Origin of the sequence: Pedobacter frigiditerrae (genome assembly GCF_004331645.1) — a bacterium.
GTDB lineage: Bacteria > Bacteroidota > Bacteroidia > Sphingobacteriales > Sphingobacteriaceae > Pedobacter > Pedobacter frigiditerrae.
Genome location: NZ_SJSK01000002.1, coordinates 303,132 through 316,837 on the forward strand (window position 1 = coordinate 303,132; position 13,706 = coordinate 316,837).

The 13,706-nt window shown below is 36.4% G+C and carries 6 protein-coding genes; all 6 read right to left on the reverse strand.

Annotation, left to right across the window (positions count from 1 at the left end; all coding sequences use genetic code 11):
- Positions 1-5 precede the first annotated feature (5 nt).
- Positions 6-1,433 carry a fasciclin domain-containing protein gene (locus EZ428_RS08335; protein WP_131552693.1) on the reverse strand — a complete coding sequence of 476 codons (1,428 nt, stop codon included), beginning with the start codon at positions 1,431-1,433 and terminating at the stop codon, positions 6-8.
- 66 nt (positions 1,434-1,499) lie between these two features.
- Complete coding sequence (locus EZ428_RS08340; protein WP_165501738.1) at positions 1,500-3,305, reverse strand: fasciclin domain-containing protein; 1,806 nt, start codon at positions 3,303-3,305, stop codon at positions 1,500-1,502.
- Between the two features lie 9 nt (positions 3,306-3,314).
- Positions 3,315-4,790 (reverse strand): RagB/SusD family nutrient uptake outer membrane protein, encoded by a 1,476-nt coding sequence (locus EZ428_RS08345; RefSeq protein ID WP_131552695.1) that lies wholly within the window; start codon positions 4,788-4,790, stop codon positions 3,315-3,317.
- A gap of 6 nt (positions 4,791-4,796) precedes the next feature.
- A complete protein-coding gene (locus EZ428_RS08350) occupies positions 4,797-8,063 on the reverse strand; it encodes a SusC/RagA family TonB-linked outer membrane protein (protein ID WP_131552696.1) in 3,267 nt (1,088 codons plus the stop codon).
- Between the two features lie 13 nt (positions 8,064-8,076).
- On the reverse strand, positions 8,077-10,293 hold the full coding sequence (locus tag EZ428_RS08355; RefSeq protein ID WP_131552697.1) for a fasciclin domain-containing protein: 2,217 nt from the start codon (positions 10,291-10,293) through the stop codon (positions 8,077-8,079).
- Positions 10,294-10,894: 601 nt separating this feature from the next.
- Positions 10,895-13,666, reverse strand: a complete 2,772-nt coding sequence (locus tag EZ428_RS08360) for a glycosyl hydrolase (protein WP_131552698.1) — start codon at positions 13,664-13,666, stop codon at positions 10,895-10,897.
- Positions 13,667-13,706 lie beyond the last annotated feature (40 nt).

Below are 13,706 nucleotides of genomic sequence, written 5' to 3' on the forward strand. Positions count from 1 at the left end.
TGGTTTTATGGAAGGATAGGTTCAAATTTCAAATAATCCAGGATGAGCGTATTTACGTTTTGCGAAGTACTTGCAGCCGATTGTAACCTTAGTTGCAGTAAGCCTAGTTGTTGAGGAGTATACTCACCCAGTAATACTTCGGTGTAATTCAGTGGCGTAACTGCTTGGGTAGCGAATAGATCATATACTAAAGTAGTTGGATTATAGATGAAATATCGCTGAGTATAATTTGCTACTTGAGAATCACCCGTTGCACCCATAATTACCCTTGCATACACCTTATATTTAACTACAGGCAACTGACTGTAGATATAATTGATATAATAATCTGATACCCCATGATTATAAACTTCAATATCTTTATATAAAACACCTTTGTCATCTAATTTTGTCCTATAAAAGGTATTACCTGTTCTGTCAGATCTAAAAGAGAACGGTCTTTCTCCTTCAATTTTAAATACTGGTACTTTATCCTTTAACCTAAAAGGTAAAGCGTTTACAACATAGACAATACCATTACTGGCACGGTAAGACTTTTGAATAGTTGCCTTGTTAATGGGAATTTTTACACCCCTAGTAGAGATTAGGGTATCAGGCAATTTATCTACAGTATATAAACCTCTAACAGCGAGATCTTTCACTAGTGCAGATTGAGTAAAATTTGGGTAGTAAGAAGATAGCTTTGCTGCTTCTGCGGTATAACCAGCGTCTTGTATCATAAAATAAGTAAACTGCTGGTTTTCTGTACGCAAATCAGCTACCGTACTCCAATAGGTATTTCTAGGTATCATTGGTGGATTTGGGGCAAAAATTGGCGTACCATTGGTATTGTAACCGATAATCGTCGCTTTCGCCGAGTCTATTACCAAGCCAGTTAGGCTACCGATATAACTGGTTTGTAGGGGTGCATCGGTACTGGTTAACAGATAATCCCAAACACTCAATTTAGTGGGTACCGCTTTATCGATGATATATAGTGCACCGTTTTTCACGAACTGTCCTTGTCCAACAATGGCTGCTTCTTCAAAACTAGTACCAACCACAGTGGCAAATTTACCATTCTGTAAATTCACTCTGATGGTATCATTTACTCCCTTAGAGGCTGCAATTATAGTGAGCGAAATGTGATTCGCTACAAAATCTTTCAACTTTGCGGGGTCACTACTGATAGAAGCATCTAAACTAGCTAAAGCCGCATCTGTGGGAGCCCACACCGTATAAGATTGAGAATTTGCCAATATCAAATCATAACCAGTACTTTTTAAAAAGCTATTAAATTTGCTAAGGTTAGCTTGAGATCCTATTTTCTCACTTAGGTTAATTGTGTTGTCAACATTGGTTACCTCTAGGTGTTCGTCCATAGCGCTTTTACAGCTGCCTAAAAAAAACAGGGTGCTTAGTATCAGTAAGGTATTCAGTATATTTTTCTTCATTATGTTATCTTTTATAAACCGTGAAGCATCTGCATGCCTCACAGTTCTAATAAATTGCTTTAACTTTTATGGTTTTTGAAATTGAACACCTTGCACAGAAAATCTAGGCCAGCCTTGCTCTGCATCAATTGGTATAAAGTGAATCATATCTAACCAAGTTTGATTTGTGGTTCCTGAACCTGCAATCATGGTCAGTCTTAAATAATGTCTGTCGGTGGTTTGTACATCAATTACCCCTGCCAATCGGCCCACACTTAAATTCCATCCAGTTGTATTGATCTGGTTTTGTCCTCTTAAAGTCCCCTGATAGTCGTTCGTAGTAGCCATGTAACGTTTAAAGCCATTGGTCATCATCAATGCATCTGCCGATGCCAGGGCCGCAGTTGTAGAATTAATTCCAGAAGAAGAAAGATCTTGCCTAAAATCTACCGTATTTGGCAAAACTTGTGGGTTTGGTTTTCCAATATCGAAACCTGCTTGGAAGGCTACAGAAGAACCATTAGCTGCATAACATATCCAAACTTTATATTTGCCTTTAACCAACATTGGCGTCCTAAATTCAACATATTTTAATCTTGCGGTACTTGAACCGACAGATAAATCAAGCATATCATTTGCATTATATTTACGGCTACCATTAGGTACCGTAACATAATTGTATCTACTTCCTTGGGATACAGGTACCAGATCACCAAAATCCACACCTGCCAATGTAGAAACTTTGTTAGGATACAATTCAATAGTAGCTGCAGCAGCTCCCCTCCATTTTGGATTTGCCCTTAACTCTGGTTGATCTGCAACATCAAAATAGACTGGGGCTTGCACACGAACCTTAATGGTAAATGGTTTTTTAACTTCGTGTTGTACACCATTAGAGGCGGTTACGTCACTATAAGTCCTGTTAATCTCTACCCCAGGTTCTATTACACCTGCAAATTCATCTTCATTTAACAACACACTTTGTCCAGCAAACTTAGTGGTAATTACCTCCTTAGGTGCCAAAGTATAAATGGCAGGTGTGGTGATAATATCCGGCACATAAGTAGGTCCAGTAGAAATATGATAAGCCATATACAACCATAAACTATCAGTATGCAGCTTAGGGTTACCAGATTTAGAATACCTAGCTTTAAAACTAGCATAAGTAGAAAATCCAGCAGCTTTTAATGCAGAATCTGATTCTAGGATAACGGTTTGAAACCTTCTAGTGGTATCTATAACGGTCGCACCATCTACATTTAGAGAGTCATAGAACCCTGTCTCCTTAAAGGCTTGGGTAAAATAAGTGTAGCGTGCATTTCCTTCAATACTTTTTGCTAAACTTAAGCTAGCGGGAATAAGCACATGGTCCATTACATGAATAATACCGTTACCTAATCGCACATTAGACTTGGTAATTTTTGCTAGTTTATTCACAATGTAGCTACTTACGCCAGCTTCATTTTTAACGCCGGTTTGAAGATACTGACCATATAAAGTGATTTGCGCCAATTTACCATCAGAAAAACGACTAGTGGCTACTGTATCTGGCAATAAATGATACTTAACCATATTTTTTGCCTCTTCAACAGTTAACTGATCAACACCAGTTTTATTATTAGTTTTAAGCCAAGCAGTAATGGCGTCATTGGTTGGCGTAAATAAGGTAAATTTACCATAAGCACCCAAATAACCATTGGTTCCAGATCGCTTTATAATCTGCGTCATCAACGAAAACTGATCTGGATATTTTTCCAAATAGCCTGTGATGTTTACATCTTCAGTTGTACTTTGTGTGTATTGCTCTTGTTTACAAGAATTGATCAATACCAAAGTTAAAGTGCAAATAACTGCCACTATGGCAAAATTGCGAACATTGAAATTATTTTTCATGATGATCATTTATTTCGTGTAAAATGGATTTTGAACCAATAATGGATCTGCGAAAAGTTCCGAATCTGCTATTGGCATATAGTGACTATTCAAATCTCTGTATTTAGTAATTGCAGATTGCTGAATGAGCGGAGAAACTGTTCTCGATACCATATCAAGCAGAACGCTTAATCTTCTATAGTTATCTCTTTTAGCTACACGAAGCAAATCATACCAACGTTTACCTTCAAATGCAAACTCACGAGAACGCTCAGCTAAAATATAGTCTACCACAGCATCAGCGTCTCCTGGATCTGGCGTTTGCGCACTAGCAGTTACAGCATTTCTTTTTAACCTAATTTCATCAATGATGGCAATTGCCTCAGCACCACCTCCGGTCATGGCAAGCGCTTCAGCTTTGAGTAACATGATATCGCTGATCCTATAAGCTTGCCAATTCACATAAGATGGATTTTCAGTGCCCCATTTTACAATCGCTAAGTCTCCACTATTAAAGAATTCGCCAGCCCTTATATCGAAGAAACGATCAGGGTCCACATCGTCTGAAGGAAATACATCGGTAGTTAAATAATTATTCGTCATAAAACGTTTTCGTCCCTGTATCAATAAGTTATAAAACACGTTGTTAATAGAACTTTTATTACTGAATTCAAAAATAGTTTCTGTAGAACTCCCATTATAAAATACATTGGTGTACCAAGAGCCTGTTCCGTTTTGCAATGCATAAAGCTGTGAATTGATAATTTTGTTACATGCAGTGATACATTCAGTATAATTGTCCATCCATAAATACACATCTGCTAATAAAGCATTAACGGTATTCTTTGTAACTCTTCCCTTATCAGATGCTGTATTACCATAGGTGTTTACGGCACCAGCCTCAGCTTTTTTCAAGTCCGAAACAATTTGAGCCAATACAGTCGCAGCAGTACTTTTAGGCAAATTTTCCAAGTCAGTATCCTTTGCGGTCGAAGTAAGTTTTAATGGCACATCTCTCCAAGTTTTAACCAAGTAAAAATACATCATCGCCCTCATGGTTAACGCCTCTGCACTATAAGCATTCAATTGTGCATCAGTTAAGGTTGGATCTGTAGCCTTCACTCCTGGTGAATAATCCAAAACCGTATTGCAATAATTAATTGTCCTGTAAAAAGCTGCCCAACTGCTCAGCGAAGTAGAAGATACAATGTTAACGTCAATTGCATTAACCTCATCTTGTGTAACACCTGCCGCAGCTGCCACCATATCTGCTCTAATTTCACCTTGTACAAATATCCACTCGGTAAGGGCTTTATCACCAACCCCAGGAGGAGGTGCTAATAACGAAGTATAAATGCCTGCTACAGCAGCTTGAATATCTTCTTTGGTTTTCCAAAAAGCTTCTCGGGTAATCCCATCACGAGGCTTTAAGTCTAACCATTTATTGCATGAGCAAGCTGTGATCAATAACAACACAAGGCTTGATTGATATATAATTTTCTTCATATCTGATTAAAAATTTGCGGTTAAACCTAAAGTAATTGTTTTGATTGGAGGCGTGGTAGAATTATCTACCACAGTTGAGAATGCAGTTAACTTTACTGGCACTTCTGGATCTTGTCCTGTGTATTTAGTAAAAGTTAAGATATTCTCTGCCATGATATTTATACTCAAGCTTTTCATACCCAATCTTTTCATGAAATTTTTGCTAAAATCATATTTTGCAGTGATACTTCTCAATCTTAAGTAAGAACCATCTTCAACGTAACGATCTGATCCTAAGAAATTAAAGCCACCACCATAAACTGCTCTTGGCATATCAGTAACATCTCCTTCAGATTTCCATCTACGTAGTACGGCAGTACTTTGGTTGCTGAAACCATTCATGTTAGTAGTCGTAATTTTCGTGCCATTGATAACCTGATAGCCTGTACGATAACTAAAATTCGCACCAAGCCTGATGTTACCAAATAGGGTTATTCCTGTTCCAAATCCACCTGTAAATTTTGGATTTCCACTCCCTAAGTAAACAATATCCTTATAATCAATATTACCGTCATGGTTGGTATCTTCATACATCGAATCACCCGGTTGGAAAGTGTAGTCTATAGATGGGTAAGCAAAACGCATGTAAACCTTCTGGCCATTTGGCCCAATGATTTGGTTACCACTTTCATCAAGAGCAATGGTAGAATTTAAATCCTTGTAAACACCTTTGAATTTAAACCCGTAGAACGAACCAAATGGGTTGTTTTCTTGCACAAATACTTTAAATACATTATTTGAGGTTACTTTTCCGTTATTTTCCCTTGGATACAAAGGAGAGATTTCACGAATGATATTTTCATTGTGTGAGATATTAAAATTAAAATCAACCCTAATGTTTTTCTTTTTAACCAAATTGGCAAAAATGGCAAATTCCCATCCTTGGTTATCCATCGTACCCACGTTCATATCCACCGCTCCATAGCCATTATAATTGGCCACCTGTAAGTCTGGGTAAAACAAATCAGAAGTACGTTTGCGATAGATATCAAATTCCATTGATACGGCATTTTTAAACATCGCTAAGTTAACCCCTACGTTAGATTGCGCTACTTTTTCCCATCTTAAATCAGCTAATTCTAGGTTGTTGGCATAAACACCAGCATTGCCTAAATAACTAAATCCATAATTTTGATAGGTATTTAAATAAGTATAATCATATTTTGGCGCATTACCTGCCAAACCATAACTAGCCCTAAAACTAAAATCATCAATAAAACTGGCTGTTTTTTTCATAAACGGCTCACCAGAGACTCTCCATCTTACTGAAGCAGAAGGGAATACACCATAACGATTATTTGGGCCAAATTTCGAGTTACCATCTCCACGAACACTACCGATGAAGATGTAACGGTCTAAATATTTGTAGATTCCTTGAACTAATAAACCAACTGAACGAGTTTGTCCGTATGAAGAATAAGCAGAACCAGTTGTATTATTACGACTATCAATGGAAGGATCAGCTAAATAAGAAGAAGCTGTATTGGTAGAAAACATTCCTTGACCAGTTCGTCTTCCATCATAAGCATCAAATCTGGTAAATAACCCTAGATCGTGTTTTTCGTTTAATTTTGGTTTATATTCTAAGGTTATAAATGAAGTCATACTAAAAGCATCACCATCACTATCACCAGCAGAATTAACATAGGCATCGGTAAATGGTCTACCTGTGGCAATTTGAGGTAAAAATGTTTTGGTTTTGGTATTATTAATATCCGCCTGGAAATTAGCGGTAAGATTTAGCTTATTATCTGGCAGAATTTTATACTGTAAGCTAAACTTTGGAATTACTCGCTCTCCTAACTGGTGGTTATTAGCAGACATTACAAACGCTAACGGATTATAAGTGCCTGGATAGGTTCCTTGGGCAGTAGACGATGGACTAAAATAGTTAGACGTAATATTGCCATATTCATCATATTCAAACACAGCCTGATTGGGCATTTTTTGATACGCGATATCTCTTGACACGTTTCTAGAACCCCTATCTTGATATAAATTCTGATTATCGATATGGGTATACACAAAATCTGCTTGGAATTTAATTTTATTGGATACTTGATAATCTAAATTTACCCTTGCACTCAACCTGCCTAAACTTGTACCTCGGGTTGTTCCTTCTTGGTTAAAATAGTTTAAAGATGCACGATACCTCGCTTTTTCACCTCCTCCAGAAATAGAAAGGTTATGATCTTGTAAATAACCTACACGAGTAATGGCATCTAACCAATTGGTGTTATTGCTAAAGTTATAATAGTTATAAGGATCATTACGATCATACTGAAATTGTTTGGCAAACTCTGAAGTAGAGAACTGACGACCGGCATTATAATACTCTTCTAAAATTAAGGTAGAATATTGATTACCATTTAACATAGGGATTGGACCAGGTTGTTTAGAAAAAGAACCTTTAAAATTATAACTAATGGCAGGTGGACCAACAGCTCCCCTTTTGGTGGTAATTACCAACACACCATTGGCGGCCCTAGAACCCCAAATAGAAGTCGCGGCTGCATCCTTTAGTACACTAATTTCTAAAATGTCTGAGGGAGCAATATTTAATAATTGTCCGTAATTGTTTTCGTCCGAAGTGGCAAAGTTGAAATCACTAGGGATAGAAATGTCATAAGGCATTCCATCAACCACGATTAAAGGGTCTACTGCACCGTTGATAGAAGAAGTACCACGAATACGAATCTGCATCGGTGCACCCGGATCTCCACTGGTTGATGCAATATCTATACCCGATAAGCGCCCTTGCAAGGCCACATCAATTGAGGCTGCCTGCATATCTTCTAATTCTTTAGCATTGATGGTTGAGATTGCCCCTGTTTGATCCCTTTTATCAATGGTCATCCCACTACCTGTATTAGATTTAGCCCGAGATACAATTTTCACCTCATCCATTTGGTTGTTTTCAGGCTCTAATTGAAAGTTAATCACTGCTTTATCAATAGCGATTGGCGTTGTAGATTTATAACCGATAAAAGAGACCCTAATTTTATGGCTCGGATCGGTTACGGTCATAGAGTAGTTCCCATCTATATCAGTAGAAACTCCCCTTACTATACGTCCATCTTTATCAAGAATAACAACGGAAGCACCTACAACTGCATCTTTATCTTTTTTATCAATAATCTTACCCTTAACATTGGTGATTTGTGCACTTGCACTTAAAGACACCAGCAAGCAGCAAACGATTATACAAAAACTATATATATATTTTTTAGTCATCTTAGCGTATGGTTTAGAATTGATATTTTAAATAGTTGTTGATCTGGTGAATTACTGTTCTGTTAGAAAGCACATTACTTCTATCAGACGGCCCTAACAATGCATTAGCTGTTCTATTGGTAACATCGGTAAATGTTAATGAACTTGTAGTATTGGTTGTTACCCTCACAAGAGAAGTATTACCATTGTCATCTTTATATAAGGTTTCGTAGGCGCCGGTTTTTTGTCCATCGCTGGCAACAGAAGTTTTATTAATAATGTGGTACTGAATAAATTGAGATATTAGATTCTTTCCAATTAAATCAGAAGGATTATAGGTCGGTACGCCTGTTGTGGTATTCCCGGGAAGAACTCCATCCTTAACAGCTTGTGTAATAGCAGCTTTTGTTGGAATAAGGACAGTGTAAAAAACACCATCTGACACCCCAGTAATAGCCCCTGAAGTAGTATTATAAATTTGACTTGTTTTTAAGAATTGATAAAAATCATAATATGGATCAGTAACCAATGTACCATAACGTTCGATATGCCTTGCCACTGCTAATGGAGTATAAGTCAAAGCCTCTTTACCATATACAGCAGATCCGTTTACAGCACTATTTACTGAATCTATTGGAATGGTTTGTTTAGCTACCACAGTACTATCTGAAGTACCGGCAGAACTTAATTTACCTGCATTATATTTAATGTATTCTCCATTTGAAGCTTCAAGAATTCCAGAACCAGCGAAATCTGGCACCTCTCTGTTACCCAATGGGATAATGTGTGTTTGTAAAATACGTCTAAGCGCAGCATTGTCTCCTCGTATAGGTGCCGATGGATAGAAGGCATCATAATAAAATCCCATTTTTCTTAAGGTAACATCAGGAATCATCACAATCATGTAACGAAGGGAAGCTGTTCTTAAGGGAATCGTTAATCCGAAATAGTTTAATGCTTGTTTCATGATAAAATAATCAGGATCCAAGTTTACATTTCCATAAACTGTCGAGAAAACACTTGCATCTTGTGCCTTATTTACGCCATATAAAAAACCATTACTTAAGGCTTGTTTATCAACCACATTGGTTTGGCTTAATTTACTTGCATCATTTAATGAATTTAAAGCAACATTAAATTTACTTGGCCATACTGTAGAAGTGTATAAATGGGAGTTTACGAAATCCCTAATTAAATCTGGTGCTACTACATAAAGTTCATTCAATGTTTTTACTCCACGTTTACCCCAATACCTAAGTAAGGTACTTTTTGCATAGGCGTTTACCGCATCATTATTTGGTGCGAAAATACTGTAAGAACCTGTTTGAGCATCGTTTGCATCAATTCGCAAATAATTTTCATTGTTAGGAGAAAATGATAATAGTGTAGCGTAATTTTTAACAAATACGTTACCTACTTTGCCAGTTAGTACTTCATAGCGATGAGAAACATCTGTATTAGGGTTATAAGTTACATACTTGTCTAATAAGTTTTTGAATACGCTATACTCACTCTTAGCATTTATGTATTGGTCTATACTCTGCGGAGGTGTTAGCACCCTATCAATCACATGTATCACTCCATTCTCAGCGATGATGTTATACTCTCCATCAACAATATTTGCAGGACCCACATTTTTACCAGTATAAGTAGACCCAGGATAAAAATAGTTGTAATCTGTAGCAGTAAGTCCATTAATTGTCATAAATGGAGTAAGATAGAATGGTAAGTTCTTGTTATTAAAATCAGTATTGATAAAACTACCGTTACGATTGGCAGCCACCGCTTTAATTGGATTTCCATTTGCATCAACTGCGTCATATACAAAATCATAATAAACCGTACGGCGCCTAAATGCAGTATTTTTGATAAAGCCTTTGTTAGAGAAAAAATCGCTTAATCTTTCCACCTTCTCTCCGTCATAAGTCATTGAGTACCTAACTATGGCAGAAGCTAACTCTGGCGTAATAGTCGTAAGGTTATTATCTGTCATGTATTTTGCAAAAGCAGCATCGGTTGGTGCAAATACGGTCCATGATCCGGCAGCACTTAAAGTTTCCTTATAGCCAGCTTTATCTACGGCATCTAAAAACTTGGTGAAATTTCCTTTTTGTTGTAATTGCTGATAGATAGGATCTCCCAGATTTTCTGGTCGACCATAAAATTTGTCAAACTCTTCTTTCCTGCAACCAGTCAGTAAAAAAATAAAAGTCAGAGAGACAATTAGATAATTTAGTACACTTTTACTCATAGCTATTTTATTAAATAAAACGGCTATTACTTTAAGGCAATGAAAAACACAGTCACTCCAATCAAATAGATATGAAAAAATAAATGGGATGAAGATGAGGAGTAGAATTTATGCCATACTTAGTAATAACGACGTTAGTTTATATGTTGGTTAATGTGTTTCCTGTTATTTTTATCCTTTATTGCTTCCTCAACTTAATAAACGTCAAACTGACGATTAAAAAAAATTGAAAAAAATAAACCAAAGCAAATATGATTACACACCTGAATTGATTTAAATGAAATAAAAACTGGATTTCTTAATCGATAGATTGTTCATGTTTTGATTAAGAATATAGAGTATAATTATTTCATACAAGCATGTTAACTTACGTTAACTTTTAATATTTGGTTAATGGTTATTTGGTTAATATTTTAACTCTCTAAATGTAAAATTTAATAAACAAAATTCTGTCCTGTACTATCCTGTCAATTTATTATAAAATATTAGCACAAAACATAACAGGACTTTAATATGCGTTTTAAAACGATTTAGCTTGATATATTACACTGAAGTTTAAACACTTTTTTATTAAAAAAAATAAAAATAATTCAAACTTCTCTTAGTTGTAAGGTGTTATTGTTATTGGCCCAAGCAATCCTGAAGGCATAATATCCCATTTGGCAGCATCAAAATCCTTGTAGTTGATATCTACAAAATTGATTTCATGGTAATTTCTCCACTTTATTTTTTTGATATCCATATCGCGAATGCGATTGGCCATTAAATTTACCACCTCAATTTTTATGGTGTTATTACCCACTTTTAAAAACTTCCCTACCTTAGCCTCAAAAGGAATACTCCACAATATGCCCACTTCTTGCCCATTAATAAATACCCTTGCGCTCTCATCTACTTGATTTAAACTCAACACATATTCCTTGGCATTTTTTGCTGGCAGATTAAAGCTTGTAGTATACACTCCAGTTCCTGAAAAAGATTTTAATTTTTCATCAGGTAACTCAGTCCACGATATTAATTTTTCTAGTTTTTGATCAGCTGGTAATGCAGGCCCGCCTTGCGAAAAATGTAAGCTCCATGGGTTAGTGAAAGCAAGCGCTGTTCCTGGTGCTTGTAAGTAATTCCATAAATTAGTCACTGCGGGTTTTGCTTTTGTAATCTTCAAAATGATACTCTCACCAGATTTTAATTGAAATCTAGTTTTCAATTGCCCCTTCTCTACCTTTGTAGCAGCTAAACCATAAGTTCCATTCAATGGATCCATAAATAATACGTAACCAGATTCATTAACAGGCAAATAAGCATCAATGGCTTTGGCAGTATGATTTACTACATAATAATATTTTCCACCAGTAATAGCTCTACGAATAAATTGCAGACCGGAATCTGTTAATTCTTCTCTTTTAATTGTTTTATAAGTCAACGCTTTTTGAATATCACTAGCCAAAAGGATTTGCCCCTTACCCGTCTTAAATTGTTTAATTCCGTCTGTTAAACCCACAAATGCCAATTTACCTAGGGCTGTTTTCAATTGCGATTGTCTTACGCTTAAATCATTTAAACCCGGAACATCTTTTGGTAATTCTTGAAATATAACGGTTGCACCTGCATTAGCCATTGTTATAATTTTATTCAAGGTATTTAAATCCATCATCTCACATTGTGGAACGATTAATACTTTATATGGCGATGCGTTTGCCGCTGTTTTAACTAAACCATTTGCTACTGTTGATTGTGATAATAAATGATCTGATGCAAAATCAAATGAATAACCAGTTTTTGACAGGCTAGTAGCTAGTTTATAAAATGGTGTTGGGTGTAACCAATCATCAACATCATGTACCTTTAAGGCAATATCTAATCCCTTAGCTTGGTTCCAAACATCATATACTGGCCAATAAATTAATAATTCGTTATCTGCCTTGCCGGCCTGTAATACAGATTGACAACGAGCAATGTAATTATTTAATCCACCTATTTGCGGCCATAAACTGTTTGTGGGGTTCATTTGAACCGATGCATAAAATAACCAACCTGGCCAAACCGCATCTGAAGGAGAGTTTGTTGTACCATGGTAAAAGATATGGTTAACGCCAGAAAGAAACAGTTGTTCTGCTTCTGGTTTGCATTGAGAGAATGAGGTTTTAAAATGTTCTGTTAACCAAGTAAAAGTTTCTGATGATACCAGTTTTTTACCTGTAGTATGTGCCGCAGAAGAAGCAAACTTGCTCATCATAGGGTCTGGATTTACATTTCGTATGTCTTCTTTGTTTCTTCGCAAACCTGAGATTGGAAAATAGCTAGAGCCAAAAGTCTCTGTTTCAGGAATATCTACTGCGCTATATAAATCTAATAAGTTACCTGGCGAACCATGGGATTGGTTTTTAGTTAAGGATTGATACTGATGCGCCCAATTTGTCCACGGTTTGGTAAAGTTGTTTAACAATAAGTCGTTCATGGTTTCACGGTAATCTGATTTAACCCTTGCGATGGTTTCTTTATTTCCATCATCCCCTACTAACTCCCTTAAGTAATTCCTAAGATCATATCCCCTGTTCTTTTTAAATTCATCAAAAAAAGTGGGTGTCCAGTTGGCGCCATAAACTTCATAACTATCATTAAAAAACGACCTGATACCTTGAGGTTTATTTCCAAAAGCATCATTAAATCTTTTAAGGTAAACATTAACAGCACTTTTATCCAAGTGGTCTAAAGTAAAACCTTCACCCCCCGGTGCTGCACGTTTAACCATTTGGCGTGTTTTGCCAGCAAATAGCGCATATATTTCCCAATTGCCTTTGTTGGGCGACCAGTTTAAATTACCATTTGCCTCTACTTGGTTTAATAAGTTTAGTATTTCTCCTTTAGGGCCATAAGCGGTTAAGGCTTGTAATTTGGCGACTTCTTGTTTAGCTTCTTTAACTTTTATAGGTTCATTTAATTTCTCGCCTTCTTTTAAATTGTATTTTTGAGTAATCAGTTTAGTAGCTGCATTTTCTGGTTTGATTTGTGGCCCACCAAATGGCCAACCAGTGCCTGTATTCATATCAACGCCCAAACCCAAACTAGTAGATTTATTTACGGTGAACCTTAACATATCCATCCATTTTGGCGATAGGAAATCAATGTATCTAGCTTCATAACCTACAGCGCCATAAATCGGCGTAATCTCTACCCCACCTATTCCTGCTTTTTGATAAGTGGTTAAATTCTGAATAAGGTTTTTTTCATCAACTGCACTACCCATCCACCACCAGCGAACCCAAGGTTTCATTTGTTTTTCCATTACCGGCCAAACTGATTTAGTGGTTTGAGCCATTGAAGAAATGGTAATGGATAAGGTGATAATAAGGATAGAAAAAAATCTTTTCATAGTGTGATATTTGGTATATGTTCGATTTAAGGTACGTATG